The 25,537-nt window shown below is 70.3% G+C and carries 23 protein-coding genes; 5 read left to right on the top strand and 18 right to left on the bottom strand.

The genetic code is table 11. From position 1 onward, the window contains the following. Positions 1–243 precede the first annotated feature (243 nt). The 3 genes from ABGB18_RS33085 to ABGB18_RS33075 are packed head-to-tail and all read left to right on the top strand — an operon-like array spanning position 244 to position 3,074. Complete coding sequence (locus ABGB18_RS33085; protein WP_347699576.1) at positions 244–1,644, top strand: DNA-3-methyladenine glycosylase 2 family protein; 1,401 nt, start codon at positions 244–246, stop codon at positions 1,642–1,644. Further along, positions 1,641–2,153 (top strand): methylated-DNA--[protein]-cysteine S-methyltransferase, encoded by a 513-nt coding sequence (locus tag ABGB18_RS33080; RefSeq protein WP_347699575.1) that lies wholly within the window; start codon positions 1,641–1,643, stop codon positions 2,151–2,153. Before ABGB18_RS33085 ends, ABGB18_RS33080 begins: the two co-directional genes overlap by 4 nt. 30 nt (positions 2,154–2,183) lie before the next feature. After that, positions 2,184–3,074: a hypothetical protein gene (locus ABGB18_RS33075; RefSeq protein WP_347699574.1), complete on the top strand. Its 891-nt coding sequence runs from the start codon at positions 2,184–2,186 to the stop codon at positions 3,072–3,074. A gap of 50 nt (positions 3,075–3,124) precedes the next feature. Here the strand turns inward: ABGB18_RS33075 and ABGB18_RS33070 are convergent, their stop codons facing one another. The 13 genes from ABGB18_RS33070 to ABGB18_RS33010 form a co-directional block, all read right to left on the bottom strand. Continuing rightward, positions 3,125–4,072, bottom strand: a complete 948-nt coding sequence (locus tag ABGB18_RS33070) for a hypothetical protein (protein ID WP_347699573.1) — start codon at positions 4,070–4,072, stop codon at positions 3,125–3,127. Continuing rightward, positions 4,069–4,680: a hypothetical protein gene (locus ABGB18_RS33065; protein ID WP_347699572.1), complete on the bottom strand. Its 612-nt coding sequence runs from the start codon at positions 4,678–4,680 to the stop codon at positions 4,069–4,071. Before ABGB18_RS33065 ends, ABGB18_RS33070 begins: the two co-directional genes overlap by 4 nt. After that, positions 4,677–7,373, bottom strand: coding sequence for a bacterial transcriptional activator domain-containing protein (locus tag ABGB18_RS33060; protein ID WP_347699571.1), 2,697 nt, complete (start codon positions 7,371–7,373; stop codon positions 4,677–4,679). The genes ABGB18_RS33065 and ABGB18_RS33060 overlap by 4 nt, the downstream gene beginning before the upstream one ends. A gap of 69 nt (positions 7,374–7,442) precedes the next feature. After that, on the bottom strand, positions 7,443–7,853 hold the full coding sequence (locus ABGB18_RS33055; protein WP_347699570.1) for a flp pilus-assembly TadE/G-like family protein: 411 nt from the start codon (positions 7,851–7,853) through the stop codon (positions 7,443–7,445). Beyond that, on the bottom strand, positions 7,846–8,241 hold the full coding sequence (locus tag ABGB18_RS33050) for a TadE/TadG family type IV pilus assembly protein (protein WP_347699569.1): 396 nt from the start codon (positions 8,239–8,241) through the stop codon (positions 7,846–7,848). Before ABGB18_RS33050 ends, ABGB18_RS33055 begins: the two co-directional genes overlap by 8 nt. Further along, a complete protein-coding gene (locus ABGB18_RS33045) occupies positions 8,238–8,708 on the bottom strand; it encodes a TadE/TadG family type IV pilus assembly protein (protein WP_347699568.1) in 471 nt (156 codons plus the stop codon). Before ABGB18_RS33045 ends, ABGB18_RS33050 begins: the two co-directional genes overlap by 4 nt. Next, complete coding sequence (locus tag ABGB18_RS33040; RefSeq protein WP_347699567.1) at positions 8,683–8,922, bottom strand: hypothetical protein; 240 nt, start codon at positions 8,920–8,922, stop codon at positions 8,683–8,685. Before ABGB18_RS33040 ends, ABGB18_RS33045 begins: the two co-directional genes overlap by 26 nt. Further along, on the bottom strand, positions 8,923–9,843 hold the full coding sequence (locus ABGB18_RS33035; RefSeq protein WP_347699566.1) for a type II secretion system protein: 921 nt from the start codon (positions 9,841–9,843) through the stop codon (positions 8,923–8,925). Next, positions 9,836–10,681: a type II secretion system F family protein gene (locus ABGB18_RS33030; RefSeq protein WP_347699565.1), complete on the bottom strand. Its 846-nt coding sequence runs from the start codon at positions 10,679–10,681 to the stop codon at positions 9,836–9,838. The genes ABGB18_RS33035 and ABGB18_RS33030 overlap by 8 nt, the downstream gene beginning before the upstream one ends. A 3-nt stretch (positions 10,682–10,684) precedes the next feature. After that, entirely contained in the window at positions 10,685–11,980 is a 1,296-nt protein-coding gene (locus ABGB18_RS33025; RefSeq protein ID WP_347699564.1) for an ATPase, T2SS/T4P/T4SS family, read from the bottom strand. Next, on the bottom strand, positions 11,977–12,693 hold the full coding sequence (locus ABGB18_RS33020) for a hypothetical protein (RefSeq protein ID WP_347699563.1): 717 nt from the start codon (positions 12,691–12,693) through the stop codon (positions 11,977–11,979). The genes ABGB18_RS33025 and ABGB18_RS33020 overlap by 4 nt, the downstream gene beginning before the upstream one ends. Position 12,694: 1 nt before the next feature. Beyond that, positions 12,695–13,369 (bottom strand): hypothetical protein, encoded by a 675-nt coding sequence (locus tag ABGB18_RS33015; protein WP_347699562.1) that lies wholly within the window; start codon positions 13,367–13,369, stop codon positions 12,695–12,697. 197 nt (positions 13,370–13,566) lie between these two features. Beyond that, positions 13,567–13,788 carry a hypothetical protein gene (locus ABGB18_RS33010; protein ID WP_347699561.1) on the bottom strand — a complete coding sequence of 74 codons (222 nt, stop codon included), beginning with the start codon at positions 13,786–13,788 and terminating at the stop codon, positions 13,567–13,569. A 218-nt stretch (positions 13,789–14,006) separates the two neighbouring features. Here ABGB18_RS33010 and ABGB18_RS33005 point away from each other — a divergent pair, with 218 nt between their 5' ends. After that, positions 14,007–18,947, top strand: coding sequence for an FtsK/SpoIIIE domain-containing protein (locus ABGB18_RS33005; protein WP_347699560.1), 4,941 nt, complete (start codon positions 14,007–14,009; stop codon positions 18,945–18,947). 248 nt (positions 18,948–19,195) lie between these two features. Here the strand turns inward: ABGB18_RS33005 and ABGB18_RS33000 are convergent, their stop codons facing one another. Beyond that, entirely contained in the window at positions 19,196–20,491 is a 1,296-nt protein-coding gene (locus ABGB18_RS33000; RefSeq protein ID WP_347699559.1) for a WXG100 family type VII secretion target, read from the bottom strand. 5 nt (positions 20,492–20,496) lie between these two features. Next, positions 20,497–20,847 carry a hypothetical protein gene (locus ABGB18_RS32995; protein WP_347699558.1) on the bottom strand — a complete coding sequence of 117 codons (351 nt, stop codon included), beginning with the start codon at positions 20,845–20,847 and terminating at the stop codon, positions 20,497–20,499. A gap of 143 nt (positions 20,848–20,990) precedes the next feature. Here ABGB18_RS32995 and eccB point away from each other — a divergent pair, with 143 nt between their 5' ends. After that, positions 20,991–22,424 (top strand): type VII secretion protein EccB, encoded by a 1,434-nt coding sequence (gene eccB / locus ABGB18_RS32990; RefSeq protein WP_347699557.1) that lies wholly within the window; start codon positions 20,991–20,993, stop codon positions 22,422–22,424. A 38-nt stretch (positions 22,425–22,462) separates the two neighbouring features. Here eccB and ABGB18_RS32985 read toward each other — a convergent pair whose 3' ends face one another. Genes ABGB18_RS32985 through ABGB18_RS32975 form a run of 3 tightly spaced genes read right to left on the bottom strand, consistent with a single transcriptional unit; the run spans position 22,463 to position 25,532 of the window. Further along, positions 22,463–23,215, bottom strand: coding sequence for a WXG100 family type VII secretion target (locus tag ABGB18_RS32985; protein ID WP_347699556.1), 753 nt, complete (start codon positions 23,213–23,215; stop codon positions 22,463–22,465). Further along, positions 23,212–24,225 carry a hypothetical protein gene (locus ABGB18_RS32980; RefSeq protein ID WP_347699555.1) on the bottom strand — a complete coding sequence of 338 codons (1,014 nt, stop codon included), beginning with the start codon at positions 24,223–24,225 and terminating at the stop codon, positions 23,212–23,214. Before ABGB18_RS32980 ends, ABGB18_RS32985 begins: the two co-directional genes overlap by 4 nt. Further along, positions 24,222–25,532, bottom strand: a complete 1,311-nt coding sequence (locus tag ABGB18_RS32975) for a WXG100 family type VII secretion target (protein ID WP_347699554.1) — start codon at positions 25,530–25,532, stop codon at positions 24,222–24,224. Before ABGB18_RS32975 ends, ABGB18_RS32980 begins: the two co-directional genes overlap by 4 nt. Positions 25,533–25,537: the final 5 nt, after the last annotated feature.

The raw sequence follows: 25,537 nt of genomic DNA, 5'->3' as shown, positions 1-25,537 counted from the left end.
CGGGGACTGCTTGGGGTCCTGCTGTGGTCCTGCCACCTGCTCCAACCTCTTCCACGGAGTGATCAAACTACCCGCGGTTGATGGGTGTTTCGGACCGGGACTGGTTCATTGACTCTGACGCGGAAGGGCACGGCGGCGTCCCGCCACCAGCCCTGACACGTCCGATTCCCGCTCCCGCCTGAGCGACGGTGGCGTCCGATTTCCGCCAGCCGGCGCCCCCGGGCAGCGCATACCGTCGTAGGCATGGCCCCACAGGAACTCGACTTCGACTCGTGTTACCGGGCCGTCTCCGCCAGGGACGCCCGGTTCGACGGGCGCTTCTACACGGCGGTGAAGACGACTCGCATCTACTGCCGTCCGATCTGCCCGGCCCGTACGCCCTCGGCGCGCAACGTGCGCTTCTACCGGCACGCCGCGTCGGCCGAGGCTGCCGGGTTCCGGCCCTGCAAGCGCTGCCGGCCCGAGCTGTCCCCCGGCGATCCCGGCTGGGACCTTCGGGGTGACCTCATCGGCCGGGCGCTGCGGCTGATCGACGACGGGGCGGCCGACGAACGGGGCGTCGCCGGGCTGGCCAGGCGGCTGCACATCACCGAGCGCCACCTGCACCGGCTGTTCGTGGCCGAGCTGGGTGTCGGGCCGCTGGCGGTGGCGCGTACGCGGCGGCTCCTGCTGGCCAAGCAGCTCCTGACGGAGACGGGCCTGCAGGTCACGGAGGTGGCGTTCGCGGCGGGGTTCGGGAGCGTGCGGCAGTTCAACTCGACGATGCGCGAGACGTACGGCTTCACGCCCAGCGAGCTGCGGGCCACGGCGGGCCGAACGGCGACCGTGGACGTCGCGGGTCCCGCGACGCTCCGGCTGCGGCTGCACCGGCGGGACCCGTACGACGTGGAAGGCGTCTTCGCGTTCCTGGCATCCCGGGCGATTCCGGGGCTGGAGACGGCGGACCTGAAGTCGTACGCGCGGGCCGTGCCGGGCGGGACGATCACGCTCACCCCGCGGCGCGACCACATCGCCCTGGACGTGGCGGTGGAGGACACGCGGCAGCTCTCCCGGGTGGTGGCGCGGTGCCGGCGGCTGCTCGACCTCGACGCCGACCCGGAGGCCATCGCCGGCGTCCTCGGCCGTACCTCACTCGGCCCCCTCGTGTCGGCCCGGCCGGGGCTGCGGGTGCCGGGCACGTTCGACGGCTTCGAGCTGGCCGTGCGCGCGGTCGTGGGGCAGCAGATCTCGGTGGCGGGCGCGCGTACGCTGCTGGGCCGGATCGTGGCCAAGGCCGCCGCGCCCGGGGGCCTCTTCCCCACCCCCGAGCACCTGCTGGAGACCGACCTCACGGGCCTGGGCCTGACCAACCGCCGAATCGACACCCTCAAGCGGCTGGCCGCCGTCCTGGTGGAGGAGCGCGTCGACCTGGACGGCGGCCAGGACCCGGCGGAGGCCGTGGCCGGGCTGCTCGAGGTGTCCGGCATCGGCCCGTGGACCACCGGCTACATCGCCCTGCGCGCGCTGCGCGACCCCGACGCCTGGCCCGTGGGCGACCTCGGGCTGAAGCGCAGCATGTCCGCGCTGGGCATCCCTGACGAGCACATCGAGCGGTGGCGCCCGTGGCGGGCGTACGCCGCCCTGCACCTCTGGAGTTCCGAATGATCGCTGCCCAGATCGTCCCGACCCCCGCGGGCCCGCTGGCCCTGCTGGCCCGCGAAGGGGTCCTGGTCGCGGCCGGCTTCACCACCGACCCCACCGAGATGTTCACCCGGCTCACGCCCGCTCTGCAGGCGGAGGGCCTGGAGGTGGTGCCCGACCTCGGGGCCGCCTCCGAGGCGGTGCGGGCGTACCTGGACGGGGACCTGCTCGCGCTGGACGCCATCCCGGTCTCGCAGCCCGGCACCCCCACCCGCAAGCGCCTCCACGAGGCGCTGCGCGAGGTCAAGCCGGGGACGACCGTGTCGTACGCGGAGCTGGCCGAACGCGCGGGCCTGCCCCGGACGGCGGCCCGGGCGGCGGGGTCCGCCTGCTCGCAGAACCTCATCGCACCGTTCGTGCCCTGCCATCGGGTGCTGCCCAGCGGCGGGGGATATGGCGGCTATTACTACGGCGTACCGGTCAAGGAATGGCTCCTTGCCCACGAAACCGGGCAAATGATTAACGCTTTGTGATCGTACGACTTCATTCGGTAATGTTTTCGCATGCCGACTCAGCAACATGAATATCTGTTGGAGTTAGTCCAGCAACGCCCTTCCCTGGTGGCCACGCTGCTGGCGGAGAAGGGTGTGACGGTCCCCGCCTTCCAGGAAGCTCGACTGGACAGTTGCGACATGAGCGACCGAATGCCCACGGAATACCGAGCGGACTCGGTCGTGGTCATGATCGACAAGAAGCCGGTCTCAGCCGTCGTGCTGGAGGTTCAGCGGAAATACGACAGTAAGAAGCACTGGTCCTGGCCTGTTTACCTGGCCACACTCCGGGGACGCGTGAAGTGTCCTTGCATACTGCTCGTCTTCTGCCCGAGCAGGAGGGAGGCGATCAAGTGCGCCGAACCCATCGACATAGGGCATCCGGGCTGGACGCTCCATCCGATCGTCCTGGGTCCGGACGAGGTGCCCATGGTCACCGAACTCGATCGGGCCATAGCCAATCCCGAGCTCATGGCGCTCTCGGCCATCGTGCACGGTGCGGGAGAAGATGGCGTCAAGGTCCTGCAGGTGATGCACGACGCGCAGGAGCACCTGTCCAAAGAGCAGCAAAGCTATGGTGACCTGGTACTTGATCTGCTACCGAAGGACGCCGTCGACAAGTTCAAGGAGATCGTGATCGCAATGGCCAAGGAGTACAAGACCGCAGGCGGCTACCGAAGCTCCTTCTACCGCGAACTGGTCGCGGAAGGAGTCGCGGAAGGAGTCGCGAAAGGAGTCGCGAAAGGAGAGGCGGCAGCCATCCTGCGGTTCCTGAACAAGCGGGGCATCCCGGTGCCCATGGAGGCGCAGGAGCGCATCCTCGGCTGCACCGACCGCGAGACCCTGGAGTCCTGGATCGACAGGGCCGTCACCGCCCAAAGTATCGACGAGCTGTTCGACTGAACCCGTGGGCGGCGGTGCCGGGGCGCACCCGGCACCGCCGCGGTGGTCGTCTACGGTCGGACGTTGCTCTGGATCTCGCCTACCTCGATGTCTCGGGAGGCCCCGACCTCGACGGGTGGGAACGTGACCGGAACCACGTTGTCGACCACCGTGACCGGCCAGACGGTCGTCACCGTGAGCGGGTACTTCTCCTGGGGCTGGTCGATGGCCGAGCGCAGGTAGCGGACGCCGCAGGTGAACTGGCCGTCCTTGACGTACTGCTTGCCGGTGGGGCCGCAGCCCTCCGTGTGGGTCTCCGCACGTTCAGGGGTGGTGCCGGAGTCGATCTTGATGTCCTGGAGCGTGGCCACCACGGTGACGCTCATGAAGCCGGGGATGGAGGCGGTGACCGTACGGCGTGGCTGGCCGATGCCCTCGAGCCAGACCCAGGTCGGCAGGTTCACGAAGCTCTTGGCCTCGGGGTTGAGCTTGATGGTGTGCTCGGGAACGGTCATCGCGGCCCGGGCGATCTCCGCGAGCTGCTCGATCGTGATCCCCGCGGGTGGCGTGTTGCCCGGCGGGACGAAGACGAACCGCTCCAGCGCCACCGCGCAGGCCGCGCCCGCGGGATCGTTCAGCATGTAGCTCGTCGACCACCAGAGCCCCTCCTGGCCCCTCTTCTCCTCGAACGGCCTGATGAATTCCCGGTGGCTCTCCTCGTCGATCGCAGCCCTCCTGGCATTGCCGGCGCCCTTGGTGTGGAGATCGATCATTTCTTGGGCGTTCAGGAATGGCTCGTACCAGCATGGGCGCTTCACCCGATAGCCGTCACCCTTGCCCTTCTTGACGCCGTCACCCTCAAAGGTAATCTTGCTCGGCCTGGCGACCGTGCTAGTGATCTCCCTGCCTTCCTTGGCGACACCCGTGGTCGGTGCATCGCCCGGGTTCGCCGGGGGATCGATGGGTTTGCCGTGCAGGAGGAGAAGTCCCGCCGCTATCGCTGAGATGAGGGGTTTCATCGGGTACACCGTTCATCGGGGTTGAAATAGGTTCTGATGCGCCACACGCCGTCGTCGCCACGGTGCGCGAGCACGCTCTCGGCGTAGGGGGCGCGGACCAAGGAGGGCTGGCGCGGCACAGCCTTCCCGGTGGTCGCCGAGATCACCCGGATCCCGGTCTCGTCTATGCACGCGTTGATCTGCGCGCCCTTGTTGTCCACGTTCGCGACGACCCGCAGGTTGTAGACCCGCCCGACTCCACGCATGGACTGGTCCTGCTCGACGAACCCGCGGATCCAGTCGCTGGCCTGGATCTCCGCCTCGTACTCCATGTTGTGGCCGTAGACCGACTCGCCTTCCGCCACGGCCCTGCGGGTGCCCACGTACTGGTCGACCATGATCTTCAGCAGCGGGTCGGGGGCGGCGGGCCACTCGATCCTGGCCCGCAGGTTGTCGGCGACCTGGATCGTCTGCGTGCCGGAGGGCACCGTCTCGTCCGCCGGCCGCGTGGGGCTCTCCGCGGCGGAGGCCCTCGCCGGCGCGGGTGCCTCCCGCGGCGTGTAGGGCCGCTCCGCCTGGCCGCAGCCGGCCAGTGTCAGCAGGGTCAGCGCCATCGCCATTCGTCTCATGCGGACGACTCCCTCACTACATGGATGCGCCAGGTGGGCAGCAGCTCCTCGATCAGGGCCTCGGTCTCGGGCGCCATCCCGCCGCCGTAGGGGTGCGAGGACGCCCTGCGGGTCAGGCCCTCGACGACGGCACGCAGGCGTACCGTGTCCTCCGTGGCGTGGGTGGCTCGCAACAGGTCGCGCCAGAGGGCCTCGTCGTCGGTCGCCAGCAGCAGCGCCGCGCGGATGGCGGCCACGGCGGCGTCCGGCTGGCCGTGCGCCAGCCGGATCTCGCAGAGCCGGCGCGCCGCGTCCGCCACCTCGGCGGCCACGTCGTATTCCAGGTCGTCGGCGGCCAGCCAGGCGTAGCGCCCGGGTTGCCTGTTGGCCAGCATTGGGCCTCTGACCAGGCTGAGCGCCTTTTCCAGGAGCACGGCCCTGGCCGTCGGGTCGCCGTGCGAGCGGCGTACGAGCTCACGGAAGAGCGCCCAGTCCGTACGCACATCGGGCCCCAGCCGCAGCCGGCCCGCCTCGTCGATGAGCAGGTGGTCGGAGCCCAGCCACTCGACGACCCTGGCGATCGTGGCATCCCTGACCATCGCCTGGACGCCGCGCGGCCACAGCACCCCGCCGAGCACCACGGGATGCACGCCGCCCGGGTGGGTGGCCAGGTAGACCAGCAGCTCGGTGGCCAGCGCCAGCCGTCCCTCCTCCAGCGGGCCGAGGCCGGCCACCTCGGCGGGGCCGAGCATCCTGATCTCGACCGCCGGCGAGTGCAGCCCGTCCAGTGGCTCGGCCTCGGGAATGGCCTCGCCGTCGAGCCGTCCCGCCGTTCGGAACAGGTCGATCAGCGCCCGGTAGTGGCGCCGGGGCAGGAGCTGGGCGGACACGTCGAAGCCCAGCTCGGCGATCCTGGCCCGGCCGTCGTCGCCGATCTCCAGGGTCCAGGTGGCGTGCGGGATCTCGCCCGCGACGACGTAGCCGGCGGTGTCCCTGCGGGCCAGCAGCGCAAGGCGGCGCGCCTCCTCGTGCGTGGGCGCCACCGAGGACAACAGGTAGTGGGCCCGGCGCGGGCTGCCGGAGATGCGCCCGGTCAGCACCTCCGTGCGCGGGGCCGCGCCCGCCTCCAGCTCGGGCAGCACCTCGGCCAGACTGCCGACGGCCCTGACCCGGTCGGGCGCGATAGCGGTCAGCTCCTCGCCGAAGCCGACGAGCGTGATGCGCATGCGGTCGGACCAGAGGTTGGTGGCCAGTTCGACCGCGATGGCGGCCAGCGCGGCGGTGGTCTGCGGGCCCCGTACGTTGATCAGGCCCTGCGCGGCCTCCAGGTCGATCAGCACCCTCCCGCTCGCGTCCGTCCCGATGGACACCAGCCCCGGGTACGGCGCCCCGCCCGGCCTCTCGTCCAGCAGACGGCCCTCGTGGGTGGGCAACCGCCAGATCTGCCCGCCGTCCTCGGCCGTCCACGGCTGGGGCGGGTCGTCGTCCGGCGGGTGGATCCACAGGTCGAGCGTGCGGGGCGACAGGTGCGCCCCGTAGATGATGGGCGGGGTGCGGTTCTGGGCGGCCAGCCCGGCGCCGAGCAGCCTGAGCCCGAGGTCCAGGACGCGGGCGCCCGGCGCGTCGCCGCCCAGCCTGAGCGCGACCTCGGCCTGGGCCGCGTCGTCGCGGGGACGGACGATCCTGCGGCCGAACACCCGCCGCCACAACTGCTCGCGACGCCGCCTGGCCAGCACGAGCAGCAGCCCGGCGGCGGCCAGCGAGGCCGGGGCGAGGTAGTCGAGCAGGTCCCCCTGGGCTTCCTGGATGACCGGTTGCGGGTCCTCCCTCACGCTGTCGCGCTGCTCGGGCATGCGGTGCTTCGCCTCTGCCCGTTTCGGGGTCTTCTGCTCGGCGCGGTCGGCCTTCGAGCCGCCGTCCACGTGTGCCCGGCCGGGGTGTTCGCGCAGGGTCTGCTCGCGGGGCTGGTCGGCGGGGACGATGTGCGCGTTTCTGGCGTCGTCCGGCATGTCGAGCACCCAGCCGGGCCTGATCAGGTCGGCCATCCGCAGGCGGGTGCCGTCCGGCTGTTCCTTCGCCTGGTTGAGCCGGTAGATCTCGTGGTATCGGCGGCCGTCCCCGAGGCACTTCTCCGCGATCTCCCACAGGCTCTCGTGGTGCCGGCCGTGCGGGGGCTGCACCACGTACACCTTCTTGGTCTTGTGCGTTTCGAGGGCCTTCTCGACGATCGGGGCCGAGTACGCGACCGCCGTCACGGGCGGTGCGGCGGGTGTGGGCGGCGCCAGCTTGGCGATCGGCGCCACCATCGCCCCGGCTGTGAACAGCAGCAACACGGCCGAGACAAGCTTGTTGGCGAGGGCCTGCGAGGCGCCGGAGAACGGCACCCGGGCGGGCATGCCGACCCGGCGCACCCCGGCGTACACCTCGACGAGCACGCACAGGAAGAGCTGGAACCAGGCCAGCCACACCAGCAGCACCAGCACCGCCATGATGGTGCTCGGTCCCACCTGGCTGGTGAGCAGGTCGAGGTCGAGCAGCTCGGGAGCGAGCGGCGGCCCGACGAACATGAGCAGCGCGTACGGCACGCCGCCCACCAGCGCCACCAGCACGACCAGCGCCGCGAGCCCGGCGAGAACGTCGCCGGCGCTGCGCCTGGCCGGGATGCGCGCGGGCGTGTGACGTCCGTGCGGACGCGCGGGCTCTCGCGTCGGCATCGCCCCTCCTTTCTCGCGTCCAGCGTCGTGTCTCGTACGTTCGGCGGCCATCGAGTGGCGGGAATCGGTCTATCTCGCTTCGGGGGCGGCGGTGGCCGTGCCCGCCATCTCGGCTCCCGGGAAGCCGATCGCGCTCAGGAAGAACGCCTCCCAACGCACCGACACGGTGACCGTCACCTGCTCTCCGCCCTGCTCGATGGCGCAATCGCCGCTGGTCACGTCGTCGCTCCCCTGCGCCGCGACGATCTCGTCGGCCCTGGCGCACACCTGGTCCTCGCCCAGCAGCCGTGTCCGGCCGGAGGTACGCAACTGGTCGACGTCGATCTGGTCGGCACCGGCCCGCGCCGCCTGCTCGGCCACGTCGGCGGCGCGCAGGCGGGCGTTGATCGCCGAGCCCCCGTCCACCAGCAGCCCTGCCAGCAGGAACACGACCACGGAGAACAGCACGGTGAAGACCGACATCGACCCCCGCTCACTCATCGACCCTCCTGAACTGCTCGATCGGCACCACCGCCGTGCCGGTCATCTGCTTGGTGCCGCCGAACCCCAGGAAGCCCAGGTCCAGCTCGCAGGTGACCTCGGCCTGGACCTGGCCGCCCTGCTCCCACTCGGACCCGTCCAGGGAGACCGACGAGGACCGGCACTGTCCTTCGAGCACGGCCGTGGTGATGGCCTCGGCGGCGGCCTCCGCCTGGTCGAAGCCGCGCTGCACGGACGCCGCGCGGGCGGCGTCCCGCGCCGCCCCGTTGACCCGCCCCTGCGACTCCACCAGCACTCCCGCGCCCGCCAGGAACAGCAGGAACAGCAGGAAGACCGGCGCCAGCAGCACCGTCTCCACGGCCATGGAACCCCGTTCGGCCCGGCTCATTGGCAGTCCTCTCCGCCGTTGTCGGGACGGAAGCACTCGATGGGCCCGCCCGCGGTGGCGGTGATCGTGAACGTGAGGTCGGGCAGCAGCGGGATGACCTGTACGGCGTTGCCGGTCACGGTGACGAAGCGCTCGTCGGGGTCCCTCTCGGACGTCGTGGCCGTGGCGTCGCTCAGCAGTTGGGGCCCGATGGCCTTGATGATGTCGGTGGCCTTTGCAGTGGCCGCGCCCTCCCAGTCCCCCGAGTCGAACGGGGCCGACCTGGCCACCCGGGCACCCTCCTGGGCGGCCGCCTCCGCGACCTGCCGGCCGTGGAACCAGAGCGCCACCTGCACGATGAGCAGCGCTACCGCCAGGATGACCGGCATGAGCAGGGCCAGCTCGATCGCCGTCACACCGCGCTCGTCACGGGCGCTGCGCTCGCCGCGCCGGTTGCGCCTGTCAGCCGTCGTCCGCGCCACCGCCACCCCCGCCACTGTCGCCGAACGACTGCCCGATCTCCTCTTGTTTCTGTTCGACCAGCGTTCTGATCACGGTGGCCAGCCCGAGCGCCACGCCCGCGACGATGGCGGTGATGATCACCCATTCGACGGCGGAGGCGCCCCTGGTGGGCGCGGTGCGGGCACGGTGGACGCGCACGCCGAGATATGCGGTGAGGTAGATGATCCAGGGGTGGTTCATTCAGGCTCCCAACATCTTCATGGCAGCGGGAAAGCTGAGGAAAATCACGAATCCGGCGCAGAGCAGGAGCTGGGCCACGAGCATCGACTGCGAACGCTCGCCCGCCCGGCCCTCGATCTCCGCCAGTTCGCGGCGGCGCAACGTGGCGGCCCTGGCCGTCAGCGAAGCACGTACTTTGGCACCGTCGTCGGCCACCAGGCCGAGCGCGGCGGACAGGTCGCGCAGCTCGTCGACGTTGATCTCCTCGCCGAGCTGGCCGAGCGCCTGCCACGGAGTGATGCCGACGATCCGGGCGCCGCTCAGGGCGTCGCGGATGCGGCCCATCGCCCAGTTGGGCTGCTCGCCGCTGACCGAGACGGCCATCATCAGGGCCTCTGGCACGCCGCGGCCGCCGGCCAGGTTCATGGAGACGAGGTCGAGGAACGCGCCCACGACGTGCCGGAAGTCGCGCCGCCTGGCCGCCGCCTCCTTCTTGATCTGCAGGTCGGGCAGGAAGAAGAAGACCAGTGCCACCAGCACGGCCGACCAGAACGGGATGGTGAGCGAGGTGCCCCATCCCATGAGCAACAGCCAGCCCAGCAGCAGCGGGAAGGCCAGCAGGCCGCTGGCGGCCAGCAGCACCTTGGTGGCCAGGAACGCCTCGAACGACCGGCCGACCAGCGTCAGGTCCGCCTTGACCGACCTGACCTCCCAGCCGCGGGCGCCGTACAGGCGGGCCATCCGCACGCCGAGGTCGCGGCGGAACGCGCCGACCTCCTCGTCGGGCAGCACGAGCTGGATGCGGGGCGCGCCCGCGTCCTCGCGCACGGCGTCCAGCGCCAGCAGCCGCGCCACCAGCCCGGGTCGGGCCGGGAAGAGGGCTTTGAGCAGTACGAGCAGGCCGATCCCGAGTACGGCTCCGGCCAGCGCGGCCTCAACCATCGCCGCCGCCTCCTCCCATGAGCAGCCGGGTGGGCTTGTCGAACCTGGCCAGCCGCCGCATCCAGGCGAACCCGGCCCCGAACAGCCCCGCCACGACCACCAGCACGGCCTGGCCGAGGTAACCCTCGTACTCGGCCACGTAGGTGGGGTTGAAGACGACGAGGATCCCGGCGAAGGCCAGCGCGGTGATCACCACGATCTGCACGCTGCGCCGGGTGGCACGGCGTTCGGCCTCGACCCGGCGGCGCATGTCGAGCTCCTCGCGGGCCGAGACCGCCAACGCGCCCAGCACGTCACGCAGGCCCGGGCCGCGCAGCCTTGAGTTGAGGATGAGAGCGGCCACCACCAGATCGGCCGAGGGGTCGTCGAGTTCGTCGGCGAAGAGCGCCAGGGCGTCCGGCAGCGCCATCCTGGTGTGCAGGCGGTCGATCATCGCCCGCAGATGGGGTCTGAGCGTGGGGGCCGCGGCCCTGATCGACGACGGGATGGCCTGTTCCAGCCCGGCCGCGCCGGCGATCGTGTCGCGCAGCGACTCCGTCCAGGCGGCGAGCCCTTCGAGGCGGCGCATGGCGGCGCGTTCCTCGGCGGCGCCGCCGGACAGTCCGCGCCAGGCGAACACCAGCAGCACCGTGCCCACCGCCACGACCGGCCAGCCGGTGATCACCAGGACCATGGTGGCGGCCACCGCGGCGATGGCGGCGCGGGTGGTCAGGACCTTGACGAGGTGGCGCTTGGGCTTGGGCGGGCGGGGGCGCATGCCGTACAGGGAGATGACGAGCAGGAACAGGCCGCCGCCGGCGAGGGCCCCGGCGAGCAGGGAGAACGGGTCGAAGGTCATCGCTCACCAGCCCCCGGGGGTGTAGCCGTGGGCGGCGAGCTCCTCCAGGCAGGAGAGCGGCGCGTGCGGGACCGCGGCGCCGTCCGGGCCGGGGACGAAGACCTCGCTGGACAGTACGCGGCCGTCGCAGCCGTTGACCTCGCGGATGCTGGAGACGTAGCGGCGCAGCTTGCCGCCGATGTGGTAGTCGTTGCGCTTCTCGATGAAGATCACGAAGTCGATGGCGCCCGCGATGAGCATGTGGGTGGCGTCGATGGGCAGGCGTTCGCCGGCCTGCAGGGCGTACGTGGCGATGCGGTTGAAGACCTCTATGCTGGAGTTGGCGTGGATGGTCGACAGGGAGCCGTCGTTGCCCTGGGTCATCGCGTTGAGCATGGTGACGATCTCGTCGCCGAGCACCTCGCCGACGATGACGCGGCTGGGGTTCATCCGGAGTGAGCGTCTGACCAGCTCGGCCATGGAGATCTCGCCCTGTCCCTCGGAGTTGGGCAGGCGTTGTTCGAAGGCGACGACGTTGGGGTGCAGCTCGGGGAACTGGTCGAGGCCGAGCTCCAGTGCGCGTTCGACGGTGATGAGGCGCTCGACGGCCGGGATCTCGTTGGCCAGGGCTCTGAGCAGGGTGGTCTTGCCGGCGTTGGTGGATCCGGCGATCATGAGGTTCTTCCGGGCGGCGACGGCGGCCCGCAAGAACCTGGCAACGTCCGGACTTATCGTGTTGTTGCCCACGAGATCGGACATGAAGACCTTGCCGAGGCGGGCGCGGCGGATCGAGACGGCCGGGCGCACCGTGACGTCCATGACGGCGCTCAGCCGGGAGCCGTCGGGCAGGCGCAGGTCGAGCTGCGGGTTGGCGGTGTCGAACGGCCTGCTCGACAGGCCCGAGTACGCCGCCAGGATCTGGATCAGCTCGATCAGCTCTTCGTCGGATTCGGCGACCGGCTCGTGCAGCGTCTCCTGGCCGTCGGCGTAGCTCACGAACACCCGGTCGCAGCCGTTGATGTCGATGTTCTCGACGTCGGTGTCGTCGAGCAGCGGCTGGAGGCGGCCCACGCCGAACAGCGCCGCGTGGATGCCGGCCGCGAGCGCCTCCTCCTCTTCCACCGTCGGCGGAGTGCGGCCGAGGCCGATCTCGCTGCGCGCGTGCTCCTCCAGCACCTGGGAGATCAGCGCCCTGGCGAACTGGCGCTCGTCCTCGCCCGTCATCGCGGGCAGGCCGTTGGCCTGGTCGAGCCGGCGCTGGTGGGCCAGGCGGTCACCGACCTCCTGGCGGAAGCGCTTGACCAGCGAATGATCGATCATCGGTGGCTCACCAGCCTTGCCGCCAGGTCCCGGGCCGTACGGATGAGGAGCGAGCGGTCCAGGCGGCCGCCCCACTGGCCGCGCAGGAGCTCGGCTCCCTTGGGATCGTGGGCCAGGCCGTAGACGTACTGGACGGACGGGCCGACGATCCTGCGTACGTCGTCGATCGAGGCGCGGTAGTTGCGCGGGTCGGCGATCACGGTGACGCCGTGCGCCTTGGTGATCTGGAGGCGTTCGCGCAGGTGGGCGACGTGGTCGAGAGTGGCCCTGGTGAGGAGCACGACCTGCTCGGCCTCGGCGATCAGGTCGCCGAGTTGCGAGTGCGCGCCGAGGCGGCCACAGTCGGCGATCACGTCGGCGTGCGGGAAGGCCGAGAGCGCCCTGCCCAGCGGGCCCCACAGCCAGGTGAGACCTGCGGCCTGCTCGCCGTGGGTGAGCCCGACCAGCACGTCGAGCCCGCCGATGATCTTCTGCGTGTGCTGGTGGATCTGCGCGGGCTCCAGGCCGCGTCGCGCCGTCGCGCCCAGCGTGAGCAGGCCCTTGCCGGGATTGAGCACGCCGCCGTCGGCCGCGGGCAGCCGGTAGGCGAGGTCACCGCCCGCCGGGTCGCATTCGGCCAGCAGCACGGGCCGCGGCCAGACCGCCGCCAGGGCCGTCGCCGCTGTGGTCACGCCCGGTGCGCCCTTGTCGGCGGCCAGTACGATCAGCGCCACGTCAGCGTGCCCCCGGAAGCTCGGCCACGGCGACCTCTCCGCTGGAAGCAAAAGCCACTATCTCCGGCGCTGACGCCGAATCCACAACAATGGTTATTTGACCGGAGTTTCCCTGCCTGGACCCATTGCTACCGGCATCGAAGACGAGCGCGCTGGGGGCGAGGACCCGGGTTTCCCCTTGGCTTGACCGGCTCGGCACGTGTACCACCTGGACGCGGTCGCCCTCTTCGAGACCCGCCGGTATTTGCCCCGGTTTGAGGGCGAGTCCCACGGTCGCCTTTCCCTCACCGAGTTCGCTGCTGGTTTCGATGCCCATCTCGTTCGTCAGGAGGGTGCCGGGGAGGATGGTGACCGCCGCGAAGCTGGTGAGGACGTTTTCGCGTTGCGACCAGCTCACGTAGTCGATGCCGCTGTCGGCTGCGATCTTGACCTCTTCGAGCGCCGGCCCGGTGAACTTCTGACCTGCGCCGATCTGCTGGGTCACGCGGATGGCGGAGACGCGGTCGCCGCTGCGCAGCACGAGCAGGGTCGTGGCCAGCGCGCCGCCCAGGATGAGCAGCACCGCCAGGGCGGCCAAGGCCGGTTTGCGCTCCCGGGGCGGCACGGGGAGCTTGCGCGAAGCCGGGCCGGACAACCCCGCCGCCGCGTTGGCGGCAGGCTTTTCACTGGTCCTCATGGGTGGGGGGCTCCCATTGTGAATTGGGGAATTCACGCCATTATGTGGGTCGCGGTGGATTGGCGGAGGCGGAATGCGAGGACCCATGCTCGTTTCGCAGGTGGCGGGATGTCAACTGGAAATAATCAATGCCTATTGTTTCTACCGAGTTGACGGATGGTGATTTTTCTTGATAGTCGCCACTCAATTAACACTTGTCACTTCATTACCAGCTGTGATCCGTTTTGATGATCCAAAGCGAGCCTGATCCGCAGCGGCTTCTGTGACGTTTCGGCCGCCACCAGCCCCGAGACCGCCACCCCGTACACGTCCACCCGCCGCCCTACCGAGATGACCCTGACCACCTCGCCCAGCCGGTCGGGATCGAGCTGCGCCGCCCTGTCGGCCAGCACCTCCGACCCGGCCCAGGCCGTGTCCATCAGCGCCGCCGGAGAGCGAGAGAACGCCCTGGCCTCAGCACATTCCCGGCCGAACGGGACCGACGCACTGGCGGATGGAAGTTATCCACAGGGAGCGGGAGCGCCAGGCCGCCTTGTCCACAACTGGACCTTGCCATGCCATTGGCGTCAACCCACCAGCCTAACCTCGCTTCGGGCGCTACCTTTGGCGGCCCGAGGTCGAGCGAGGAGACTGCACCATGCGGATCATGCTCACCGTGCTCGGCGGGCGAGGCGACCGTGACGTCGTGATCGACGGTGACGACAGCGTCACCGTGGCGACGGTGAGCGAGGCGCTCAGCGATCACGAGCCGCTGGCCAAGGTCGTCCGCCTGCCCGGGGCCAAGGCGCCTTACGGGTTGTCGGCCACCGCCGACGCCGGCCCCCACGTGCCCCGTCCCCGCAGACCGGGCCGCCTGCCGGGCGACGGCACAACACGCCCGCCGGGCGACGGCACAACACGCCCGCCGGGCGACGGCACAACACGCCCGCCGGGCGACGGCGCAGACCGGGCCGGGGTGCCGGGCGGCCGGCGTCTGACCCTGTGGCGCGACGGCCGCCCGCTGGACCCCCGGTCGCGGGCCGCCGCAGTGCTGCGTGACGGTGACAAGGTCACCCTCGACTCCCGGCTCGCCCGCACGACGGTCGTGGAGGAGCCGGGCGGGGTGGCGGAGGTGCGGGTGGTGGGCGGGCCGGCGGCGGGCGCGGTGCACCGGCTGGGGTTGGGCGTGCACGTCATCGGCTCCGACCCGACGTGCGCGATGACCGCCGCCGATCCGGCGCTGGCTCCGGAGGCGGTGGCCGTACGCGTGACACCGGACGCGATCACCGTGGAACGGGCGTGGCAGGAGCCGGGAGCGGCACCCAAGATCAAGCTCAAGGGGCGGTGGGCCGAGGAGGTCGCCGAGCTCACGGCGCGGGTCGCGGAGCGGGAGGCGGCCGAGTTCGCCGCCGACTACGGCGAGATCCCCGAGCTCGACGGGCGGCCGCTCACAGAGCCGGTCGAGTGGCCCGATCAGGCGGTGCTGACCTGCGGTTCTTCGGTGTTCGTGCTGACCTCGATCGAGCCCAGGGACGCCCATCTGGCGCCCAGGACCGAGGGCGGCGTGTCCTACAACCGCCCGCCCAGGCTCCGGCGGCCGGAGCCCGAGCGCAAGATCGTCAGGCCGAGGGAGCCGAGCAGAAACGAGGGCATGCGGCTCCAGTTGCTGGCCGCCTTCCTGCCCGCCGTGCTCGGCCTGACGCTGGCGATAGCCCTGATGCAGTGGTATTACCTGCTCGTCGCCCTCATGACCCCGGTCATCATGATCGGCCAGTGGTGGAGCGACCGCCGCCACGGCAGGAAACAGCACAAGAAGGCGCTCAAGGAATACCAGGAGCAGCTCGGGGCCTACGACGAGGCGGTCGAGCGGGCGCGGACGGCCGACGAGGCGGCGCGCAGGTCCGACGCCCCGGATCCGGCCCAGGTGCTGCTCACGGCCACGGGGCCGCGCCGGCGGCTGTGGGAGCGCAGGATCCACGACTCCGACTCGCTCCGGCTCCGGGTCGGTCTCGCCGATCTGCCCGCCAACCTGGAGCTGTCGGAGGAGCAGGGCGGGCCCATCGACCCGCCGATCTGCCGTTCCGTGCCCGTGGCGCTGCCGATGCGCCAGTTGGGCGTGGCGGGCGTCACCGGCCCGCGGTCGGCCGCGACGAGCCTGGCGAGCTGGCTGATCGCCCAGGCCGCGACCCTGCACAGCCCCCGTGACCTGGCCATCGTGATCGTGTCCGCGCACGCCGACGCCGAGCGCCGCTGGGGCTGGATGCGCTGGTTGCCGCACTGCTCGCCGCGCGCGGGCGAGGACTGCGTGGTGCTGGCCGGCACCGACCCGGAGTCGGCCACCCGCCGCGTCTCGGAGCTCGCCGCCCTCATCGACCAGCGCCAGAACACCAAGATTCCCGAGCTCGGCAAGATTCCCACCGGCTGGGACGACCTCGGCGGGCCGGAGCAACCGACGTTCTCCTCCTACGACGTCCGCCCTTATGACGTGCTCGTGATCCTCGACGGCGCCCAGGTCCTGCGTGGCCTGCCCAACATGCCCCAGGTGCTGCGCCACGGGCCGCGTTCCGGGGTGTTCACCCTCGCCATCGACGACGACCAGCGGCTGCTGCCCGAGGAGTGCCAGACCGTGGCGGCGTGCGGCACCGACGGCCTCATCCGCCTGCTCGGCGGCGGACTCGACGTCATCGGCCCGGTGCTGGGCGATCTGGTCTCCACCACCTGGTGCGACCGCCTGGCCAGGGCTCTGTCCCCGATCCGCGACGTGAGCAGGGACGACCCGGGGGGCAACCTGCCCGACGCCGTCCGCCTCCTGGACCTGATGGGCATGTCCGACCCCTCGGGCCCGGAGCTGGCCGCCCAGTGGCAGGATCAGGGCTCCACCCGGGCGCTGATCGGCATCGGCCCGGACGGCCCGTTCTCGGTTGATCTCAGGCTCGACGGCCCGCACGGCCTGATCGCCGGCACGACGGGAGCGGGCAAGTCGGAGCTGTTGCAGACGCTGATCTGCTCGCTGGCGGTGGCCAACCGTCCCGACCAGCTCACGTTCGTGCTGATCGACTACAAGGGCGGGGCGGCCTTCAAGGAATGCGTGCGCCTGCCGCACACGGTCGGCATGGTCAGCGACCTCGACGGCCACCTGACGCAACGGGCCCTCGACTCGCTGGCGGCCGAGATCCGCCGCCGGGAGCTCCTGCTGCTGTCGGCCGGGGCCAAGGACATCGACGACTACGCGGGCCCCGGCATGCCCCGCCTGGTGTTGATCATCGACGAGTTCGCCGCCCTGGTGGCCGAGCTGCCCGACTTCGTCACGGGACTGGTGGACATCGCCCGCAGGGGCCGTTCGCTGGGCATCCACCTGATCCTGGCCACGCAGCGCCCCGCGGGCGTGGTGACGGCGGACATCCAGGCCAACACCTCGCTGCGGATCGCCCTGCGGGTGACGGAGCCCGCCGAGTCGGCCGACGTCATCGACCTACCGGACGCCGCCCACATCTCCAAGTCGACGCCGGGCCGCTGCTACGTCCGTTCCGGGGTGGGCGCGGCGACGGCCGTACAGACGGCCAGGGTCGGTGGCCGCAGCCCGGCGGCCTCCCGCTCGCAGGACCCGCTCGGCGGGTCGAACGCCGCCGTACGAGTGCTCGAAGTGGCCTGGGCCACCCTGGGCAGGCCCCTCCCGCCCCCACCGCAGCCTGAGGAGGACGCGACGGCCACGGACCTCACCCTGGTCGCCGACGCCCTCATCGAAGCCGCCCGCCTGGCCGGCGTCCCCCACCAGCCCAGCCCCTGGCTGGACCCCCTCCCCACCCACTTCGTCCTGGACTTCGCCGACCCGACGGAGGCCGTTCACACCACCCACAGCGCTGCCACGAACCTGGCCCGACCCTCCCGGCCTGTCCTGGCGGCCCCTCACCCCGCATCGAGGTCGGGAGCGTTCGTGGAAGTGCCACCGCTGCCCTTCGGCATCACCGACCGGCCGTGGGCGCAGGACCGGCACTCTCTGGCCCTCGACGTGGCCCACGGAGGCCACCTGCTCATCGCCGGGGCCGCACGGAGCGGCAGATCGACGGTGCTGCGGACCATCGCGGGCTCCATCGCCGCCCATGCCTCTCCTGGCGACGTACACGTCCACGCGGTCGACTGCGGCTCGGGCGCGCTGCTGCCGCTGGTGGCGATGCCACACTGCGGCGCCGTGGTGACCCGCGACCAGCTCGACCGGGTGGAGCGTCTGCTCGTCCGCCTCCGGGCCGAGGTAGGCCGCCGCCAGCAACTCCTGGCCGAAGCCGGTCACGCCTCTCTGGCCGAATACCGCCAGGCGGGCCATCGCCTGCCGTGGCTGGTGTTCATGCTCGACCGCTGGGAGGGCTTCGTCGCCGCCTTCGAGGGCTACGACTACGGCCGCCTGATCGAGGCGCTGATGCAGCTTCTCCGCGAGGGTCCCGCGGTGGGTTTCCGGGCGGTGGTCACCGCCGACCGATCCGGCCTGCTGGGACAGGTCTCCACGGTCTTCGACGACCGCCTGCTCCTCCGCCTCGCCGACCCCGCCGACTACGGCCTGGCCGGCTTCCCCCTCAAGGGCCTGCCTTCGTCCATGCCTCCCGGCCGCGCCCTCTCGATGGGCGACCACGGCATCGTGGAGCACCACATCGCCCTCCTGGACTCCGATCCCTCGGGCCCAGCCCAGGTAGCGGCCCTGCAATCCCTGGCCCGCACCGCCTCCGGACTCGACCTCGGCACACCCACGAACGCCAGAGCAACATCTGATGCCGGTACCTCGCTCATGGCGGATGCCTCGGCTTCCGCTGACGGTGGTGGCGACGGCCGGTCCGGCGCTCGTCACGAGGTGGGTCCGGCTCACGGGCGTCCCCCTGCGGTTGGTCAGGGTGGTTGGCGTTGGGAGGGGGCGCCGCCGCTAAGGGTGGACGCGCTGCCGATGCGCATCACGGCCTCTCAAGCGCTGTCCCTGGATCCCGCGTTCGGCCCTCCGTCGCCGCTGTGGGCTTTGATCGGGGCCGGGGGCGACTCCCTCGCGCCGCTGGGGATCGACCTCCTGGCTCATGGTCCGGGGGCCGTGATCGCGGGCCCGTCCCGGTCCGGCCGTTCGTCGGTGCTGCTCACAGCCGCTCAGTCGCTGATCGATCGCGGTACGCCGGTCATCGCCGTCGCGCCCAGGCGCAGTCCACTCAAGCAGTTGGCCGGGGCGGTGGCCGTGCTCGACGGCAACGCCGAAAACCTGCGGGAGTTGGTCGCCGACCTGCACCAGTACGTCGTGCTGGTGGACGACGCCGAGCTGATCAATGCGGATGCCCCGCTGGGGATGGCCTTGGAGGAGGTGCTTCGTTCGGGCCGGGACGGCGATCACGCGCTGCTGATCGCCGGCACGACCGGGGATCTGGCCGTCGCCTATCGCGGTTTCGTGGCCGAGACGCGCAAGTCTCGTACGGGGCTGCTGCTCGCGGTCCAGAGCCAGGCGGATGGCGACATCTTCACGATCCGCCTCCCACGTGGCACGACCGGAGGGCCACCCGGCCGAGGTTTCCTGGTGACCACCGGCAACATCACACCCGTTCAAGCGGCTTTACCCGACAACGCCTCTCATTAGGAGCACCGCTTTCCGGCCCCGCCCGCCCCCCGGGATCCCTCCCGCCATCACGGGGCACGTCCAGCCTCGAGATGACATGCCCCCAGGCACGACACGCGGAGCACCCCACGCGCACCACACGCGGAGTGCCCCACAGATGACGTCGCCTGGGGTGGTGTGGTTTCCGGCGATCTCCGCGACGGTGTCGAGGGCCGATCACCTGGCTGAGGGCGCCTTGGGTCTTAGACTCGGCCGCGATCGGTGGGGGGTTAGCCGATTCGGCTATTTACTGCGGAGTCTGCGTCGCCGCCCCACACGTCGTCGTCCTCGTGCAGCCACGTTGTGGATTCGCGATCGCGGGATTCCTGGGCTCCGGCCCCGCCCATGCCGCCCATCGGCATGAAGGGCATGCCCATGCCGGAGCCGCCTCGGGCGCTCGATGGGGAGGTCACCCCGGCTGCCATGACGTTGCCGCCGCTCGACGAGCCTGGGCCGCCGTAGGTGGCTGGTGTGTAGGACGTCGAGGAGGGGTTGGTGCCGTGGCCGGTGGTGGGGAGGGATCCGGGGTTCGGGGGCTGGTAGTCCTGCAGGTGCGTTGTGGGGTTCGACGAATTGGGGCCCGTGCTCGTGGGACCGCCGGGATTCTGGGTGGGACCCGACATGGTGGTCGTCGGCGGGTTTCCCTGGGAGTCCGTTCCCGGGTACTGGTCGGTCGGGGAGTCCGACCCCGGACCCGTCGGGCCGGTCAGGTCACCGTCCGTCGGGCCGGTCGGAGGGTCCATCGAGCCGAACGAGGGCCCCGTCGTGCCCGGCCCGCCCAGCGGGCCGCCGGACAGGTTGGGGTCGCCGTACGCGGCAGGTGCGACGTCGCCCACGCCGGGTCCGTCGCCGAAGGAGTAGTCCACCGGATCGGGCCGCCCATCCGGCATTCCCGGCGGCCTGATGTCCCGGAACGCCACATCCAACGTGTCCGGCATCGTGCCGAAGATCTGCTTGAGGTCGTTGCCGAACGTCTGCAGGTGTTGCCCGGCCAGTTCGTTCTGGGACCCCCATCGGCCCGAAGTGCCGCCGCCGTTGCTGACGCCGTTGTAGGTGCTGTAGTAGTCCGTCCAGTCGTCGTTGTAGGTGGCGCTGCCCAGTAGTCCGCCGTGCAGTGCCCCCTGGTAGTGCCAGTTAGGCAGCATGAATCCGCCCCAGTCGTCTTTCAAGAACGCCTGGTGTTGGCGTACGACGTTGGCGAAGTTCGACAGGGGATTGACCATGTCCTGCAGCTTCCTGCCCAGCTCGTCCAGGGTCGTGTAGAGGATCCCGAGCGCCCTCTGGGCCTCGACCGAGGCATCGCCCTCCCAGACCCGGGCAAGCTCGCGGGCTTCCCGCTCGATCGCGGTCATCGCGTCGCCGACCGCTTTCTTGGCGTCCGAATAGGCGATCGACGCGCTGTCGATGCGCGTGGCGTCGAAGCCCTGGATGAAGGTCAGGACCTGCTCTACGCTCCGATCCTCCGGGTTGTCGTCCCCGAGACTCGAGGGCCTCAGGTGGTGAGTCTCCCGCCTAGTGTCTCCCATGCGGATCAGGCCTCTCCCTCGTTGGCCGTATTCGTCACCTGGTAGTTGCCGGCTCCGGCCTCGATCAGGGAGATCGCGGTCTGGAAGTTCTCCAGGGCTTCGCCATAGACGGTCGCGAAGTCCTGGTGGCTGTTCGCCAGCGTGTCGACGAAGGTCTTGATGCCTTCGATGCGGTCCACGCTCCTCAGGTGCGCGCGCATATCCGACAGGTTGCCATAGGCGTCGAAGTCCGCGACCGAGCCCTGGCGCTGGCCGTAGCCCTCGCCATTGATGGGCTTCATCGCCTCGCGCAGCGCTCGGGCGATGTTCAGGATCTTCTGAGGGTTGTACCCGACTCCGTCACGCTCGGGTTCCAATCCTGGCCACCACGCCGGCGGTTGCCCCGGCGGTTGTGTTTCTCCCATGAGACGCTCCCCCTCGGCACTCGATCATGCAGCCTACTGCAGGGTTTCATAGCCGTACAGAAGACTCATAGTCAACATGCGTAACATAAGGCAATATGCAGACCCAGAAGGATCTCTATCAGGCGCATCGCCTCATGACGCAGCGCCTGGGACTGGCCCTGCTGCAGGGCGAACCGGATCTGCCCGAGTCGCCGATGCGGCGGCAGAACGTGGCGACGTTCGCGGGGATTCTGGTCGCGGTGCTGATCGTGGCCGGATTCGGCATCTGGGGACTGCTCAAGCCGGGGAACGCCACCAAGCTCACCGACCCCGGCCAGTTGCTGGTCGAGGAGGAGACGGGCGCCTCGTACGTCTACAACCAGCAGCAGAACAAGATGCAGCCGGTGGCGAACTACGTGTCCGCCCGGCTGATGCTCGACAGCCAGGACATCAAGGTCAGAACGGTGTCCGCGGAGTCGCTGGCGCCCTACGCGCGAGGGCAGAAGGTGGGGATCCAGGGGGCTCCTGACTCGTTGCCCAAGCGCGAGCGGCTGGTCAAGGCGCCATGGTCGGCGTGCGTGGTCGAGGGGACCGACGCCGCCGGGGTGCGTAAGCCGTTCGTGACGCTCGTGGGCGGGATCGACGTCGCCGGAACGCCGGTGGGCGGCTCCGCGCTGATCGTCAACGACGGGACGCAGAACTGGGTGCTCTGGAACAACCAGCGCATGCGCGCGGCGAACGTGGACCGCCTCACCGACCAGACACCGCGCCGCGTCCCCGCCTCGTGGATCAACGCCATCCCGTCCGGCGTGGACTTCGCCGCCCCGAAAGTCGACCAGCGCGGCAAGAAGGCCGTCGGTCCCGGCGGCAGGTCGGCCAGGGTGGGGCAGGTGTTCAAGGTGGCCTCCGTCGCCGGCTCGGCCGAGCGCTGGTACGTGCTCCTCGCCGACGGCCTCGCGCCCATCAACCAGACGCAGGCGATGCTGCTGCTCCAGGACCCGGCCAGCAAGACCGCGTACGGCCGGCTCCCGGTGCGTGAGGTCACGGTCGACGCGGCGAGCGCCAACGCGGCCAAGGCGTCCGCGCAGCAGATCCGGGAGAGCGGCCTGCCCTCGACCATGCCCCGCTTCCAGACGCCGGGTGTGTCCTCGCCGCTCTGCGCCGCGTACCAGAACACCATGAAGGGCTCGACCAGGGCCGTTCTGACCACGGGCGGCAGGCTGCGCATTCCGCAGCCGGCGGCGAGCGCCGGTCCGGAGAAGGTCGACCAGGTGCTGCTGCCGCCGGGCAGCGCGGCGCTGGCCGGAAGTCTGCCGGGCGACGGGCAGTTGTCGGCCGTCCAGCAGTTCTCGCTGGTCACCGACCAGGGCAGGAAGTATCGGCTGACCTCGCCGGACGTGCTGGGCCAACTGGGGTACGACACCACGGACGTGGCACCGGTGCCTGTCGGCCTGCTGCGACTGATCCCCGACGGGCCCGCGCTGGATCCGGCCGCGGCCAGAATGCCCGTGCAGGAGGCGAACACGATCCAGCAGCCCGGCACCCAATGAGCCGGGCCTGGACGGCCTTTCGGCCATCTCTCTACCTACTAGATGTCCATGACCGGAGTGAGGCCACCGAGTTGCTCGTCGTAGTCCATTCCGCCACCGGTGGAGAACGGCTCCGGTTTCGCGGCACCGCCCGTCATGGAGGACATCATGGAGCCCGGGATGGCCTCGAACGTGGGGAAGATCTTGCCGGTCGCGTAAGAGGCCGCCTCGGCCGTAGCCATGACCATGGTGGCCCTCACGATCACCTTTCTGTGATTCCCCAGCATCACTTTGGCCAAATTAAGGGCGGCTTGGCCCGCGGAGTCCAACGCGGCGCGAGCCGTCGCCCAGCCGATCGGGCCCGTGAAGTAGGAGTATAGTTTGTAGGCCGCCGCGAAGGCCATGAATAACGCGATGGCAGAGACCGTGCCGGCGCCGAATTTGGCGAACGTCGCAGTCTGGTCGACGGCAGTACCGGTGTCCGTACGGAGCCTGTTCAGTTCTTCAACGGATTCCTTGAAGCCGGCATGGATTTTGTCGAACGCTTCGAACGCCGCACCTTCCCAGGTGCCCTGTTTCTGAAGTTGCGTCCGCAGCGTATTCAGCTGGGTGCTCAGCTCGGAGAGCTGCGGCGCGTTCTCGCCCCCCGAATTTTCCATGCGCCAGTTTCTGGCCGCTTCCTCCATGCCTTCGGGATTGGACACCATGGTGGCAATCGCGAGCGCGATGTAAGCGGCCCAAGGACTTGCGATGATAACAGCCGCTCCGGCGGCCATCACCGCAGATGTCCGGTACGTATCGAGCGCGCTCACAACGCCTCCTGCCCGATCACCTGAGGTGCGACGTCCTCGTCTCCGCCCCAGACACCTTCGTCCTCGGAGAGGCCGACGGTCTGCTCTCGGTCACGTTCCTCCTGACCGGCGGCGGCACCGCCCATCGGCGGCATGAAGGGCATCATCGGCATGCCGCCCGCACCAGCCCCGCGGAGCCCGGCCGCGGACAGGCCGTTCGCCGCACCGCCCATGCCTGACCCCGGTCCGGGGCCGCCCATGGTGCCGGGCCCCGTGCGGGTGCCCAGGCCGGATGGATCCATGGACGCCGGATTTCCGGCGATGTTGGGGTTCGTCGGCTGGTAAGAGGACAGGTCGGTCTTGGACGGGCCGTTGAGTGCTGAGTCGATGTCGGGGACCTTCATGTCCGCGGGATCGATGCCCGGCATGTTCTGCTGGGGCAGGTCCGTACTGGGAAGGTCGGTGGAAGGGTTGTCCACGCCGGGCAGGTCGCTTCCGGGCAGATCACTTCCCGGCAGGTCGCTCCCTGGCAGATCACTGCCCGGCAGGTCGCTGCCCGGAAGCGATCCGTCCGGCATGCCGGGCAGGTCACCGGCACCTACGCCGCCGAGATCGGCGTTCTTCAATCCGCCCGGACCACCGAGGTCGCCGAGGTCTCCCGGGCCACCCGGGCCGCCGGGGCCAAACGGGTCACCGCTCTCGTCGTTGGCCTTCTTGTAGTTCCTGTCGGCCGCCTCGAGGGCGGGTTGCCAGGACGACAGTGCCTTGTGGGCCTTGGCCAACGCCTCACTCTGCGCATTTACCGCCCTGTCCAGCGCCAACTCGATGCCGATGCCGATCACGCCGAAGCTCGGGAAAGGGACGCCCAGGCCCCCGACCCCGTCTTTCAGCCCTTGGAGGATATTGACCTGACTGTCGATCTGCCTGCCGCTGTTGGCGAGCTCCCCTTCAGTGAAGGAGATGCCCGACGACGGCTTCAGGTCCTGGCCGCCGGGGAAGCCGGCGTACGGGTTGTACTGGTTGTCAGTCATCCGATCATGGGTTCCGTCGTGTCGTGGCCGGCCGTCCAGCAGCTCGCGTCCTCGGTGAGGAACGTGTTCCGCTCCATGTCCCCGTTGTCGCCGGCACCGGCGCCACCGCCCATGAACGGCATCATCGGCATGCCGGCCGACGTCCCGCCGAGGACGCGCCCGCCACCGGCCGCGAGCGTCGCGCCCGGACCGCCGCCGATGACAGGTGAGCCGATCACCGAGGGCATCATCGGCGAGCCACCCCCCGGAGGCGTGGGGGTGAAGAGATTAGGCGGGGTCGTCGTGGTGAAAGGCGTCGGCGTGGTGGTGAACGGCGTGGTGAGCGCGGTCGTCGGGGGCTGGTAGGAGGCCATGTCCGTCTGACGCGGGTTCATGCCGTTAGAGCCGTCGGTGGTCGTCTGGCCGTCACCGCCGATGACCGGCGGGACCGTGCCGTTGTCCGAGCCCGGGGGCTGCGTTTGCCCGGGAACGGGGGTCGGGGCCGGATCAGGGGCGTTCGGGTCGGGGGCGTTCGGGTCGGGGGCGGTGGGGTCGCCGGGGTCGGAGCCACCCGGGTTCGAACCATCGGGATTCGCCGGGTTCGACCCATCGGGGACGGATCCATTGGGGCCGCCACCGGGGTTCCCCGGGCCCGTTCCCCCCGAGCCGCCGCCATAGGAACCGCCACCGTCGGAGCCACCGCCGGAGTACGCGGAGTTGCCGAAGGTGGGGCCATTCGATCCGGGGCCGGTGGGGTAACCGGGGTCGCGGGTCTCGACGGGAGTGTCGGGGATGCTGACGGTCGGGAGCTCGTAGGAGACGTCGTGCGGGACGTCGATGGTGTAGACGTCGACGATCTTCTTGTTCAGGTCGTAGAGCGCACGCTGGGCCTGGACGTCCTCCAGCGCCTTCCTGACGACCTCTTCCTCGCCCTCGGTGCCGACGCCGGCCGGGACCGAGACCTCCTTGTCGACCTCGGCCTGAGCGGTCCTGAGGTGTCCCGCGTACGTCTGCAGCGCGGTGCCCATCATGGACAGCTTGCCGCGCAGCTCGTGGCCGGAGGCGTTCAGCATCTCCAGCGCGTGGCGGGCCTTGGCGGCGTCCGGTCCCTTCCAGACATCGGCGATCTTCGGAGCGTGCTCCTCAAGGGCGGCGAGGGCCTGCTCGATCTTGCTTGCCGCGTTTTGATACGTCTGCCCGGTGCCGTCGAGGTGGGCGGGGTCGGTGTTCTGGAGCAGCTGCTTGATCTCGCTCTTGGAGCCGGTCTCCCAATTGCCCGCCGGCGCCTGCGTGAAGTTCAGGATCGTGACGACCTGCCGGTCACTCATCAGGC

The organism is Nonomuraea sp. B12E4, assembly GCF_039871825.1.
Classification (GTDB): Bacteria; Actinomycetota; Actinomycetes; order Streptosporangiales; family Streptosporangiaceae; genus Nonomuraea.
The sequence above is the reverse complement of the archived record's forward strand: the minus strand, read 5'-3'. Positions and strand labels throughout refer to the sequence as shown.

Excerpts from the sequence above, each read along its gene's own strand:
- ABGB18_RS33005 (WP_347699560.1), top strand. The coding sequence starts at position 14,007 with ATGCGGATCATGCTCACCGTGCTCGGCGGGCGAGGCGACCGTGACGTC.
- ABGB18_RS33055 (WP_347699570.1), bottom strand. The coding sequence starts at position 7,853 with ATGAGTGAGCGGGGGTCGATGTCGGTCTTCACCGTGCTGTTCTCCGTG.
- ABGB18_RS32975 (WP_347699554.1), bottom strand. The coding sequence starts at position 25,532 with ATGAGTGACCGGCAGGTCGTCACGATCCTGAACTTCACGCAGGCGCCG.
- ABGB18_RS33010 (WP_347699561.1), bottom strand. The coding sequence starts at position 13,788 with ATGGACACGGCCTGGGCCGGGTCGGAGGTGCTGGCCGACAGGGCGGCG.
- ABGB18_RS33025 (WP_347699564.1), bottom strand. The coding sequence starts at position 11,980 with ATGATCGATCATTCGCTGGTCAAGCGCTTCCGCCAGGAGGTCGGTGAC.
- ABGB18_RS33030 (WP_347699565.1), bottom strand. The coding sequence starts at position 10,681 with ATGACCTTCGACCCGTTCTCCCTGCTCGCCGGGGCCCTCGCCGGCGGC.
- ABGB18_RS33035 (WP_347699566.1), bottom strand. The coding sequence starts at position 9,843 with ATGGTTGAGGCCGCGCTGGCCGGAGCCGTACTCGGGATCGGCCTGCTC.
- ABGB18_RS33075 (WP_347699574.1), top strand. The coding sequence starts at position 2,184 with ATGCCGACTCAGCAACATGAATATCTGTTGGAGTTAGTCCAGCAACGC.
- ABGB18_RS33065 (WP_347699572.1), bottom strand. The coding sequence starts at position 4,680 with ATGAGACGAATGGCGATGGCGCTGACCCTGCTGACACTGGCCGGCTGC.
- ABGB18_RS33000 (WP_347699559.1), bottom strand. The coding sequence starts at position 20,491 with ATGGGAGACACTAGGCGGGAGACTCACCACCTGAGGCCCTCGAGTCTC.
- ABGB18_RS33085 (WP_347699576.1), top strand. The coding sequence starts at position 244 with ATGGCCCCACAGGAACTCGACTTCGACTCGTGTTACCGGGCCGTCTCC.
- ABGB18_RS33080 (WP_347699575.1), top strand. The coding sequence starts at position 1,641 with ATGATCGCTGCCCAGATCGTCCCGACCCCCGCGGGCCCGCTGGCCCTG.
- ABGB18_RS33040 (WP_347699567.1), bottom strand. The coding sequence starts at position 8,922 with ATGAACCACCCCTGGATCATCTACCTCACCGCATATCTCGGCGTGCGC.
- eccB (WP_347699557.1), top strand. The coding sequence starts at position 20,991 with ATGCAGACCCAGAAGGATCTCTATCAGGCGCATCGCCTCATGACGCAG.
- ABGB18_RS33060 (WP_347699571.1), bottom strand. The coding sequence starts at position 7,373 with ATGCCGACGCGAGAGCCCGCGCGTCCGCACGGACGTCACACGCCCGCG.
- ABGB18_RS33050 (WP_347699569.1), bottom strand. The coding sequence starts at position 8,241 with ATGAGCCGGGCCGAACGGGGTTCCATGGCCGTGGAGACGGTGCTGCTG.
- ABGB18_RS33015 (WP_347699562.1), bottom strand. The coding sequence starts at position 13,369 with ATGAGGACCAGTGAAAAGCCTGCCGCCAACGCGGCGGCGGGGTTGTCC.
- ABGB18_RS32980 (WP_347699555.1), bottom strand. The coding sequence starts at position 24,225 with ATGACTGACAACCAGTACAACCCGTACGCCGGCTTCCCCGGCGGCCAG.
- ABGB18_RS33070 (WP_347699573.1), bottom strand. The coding sequence starts at position 4,072 with ATGAAACCCCTCATCTCAGCGATAGCGGCGGGACTTCTCCTCCTGCAC.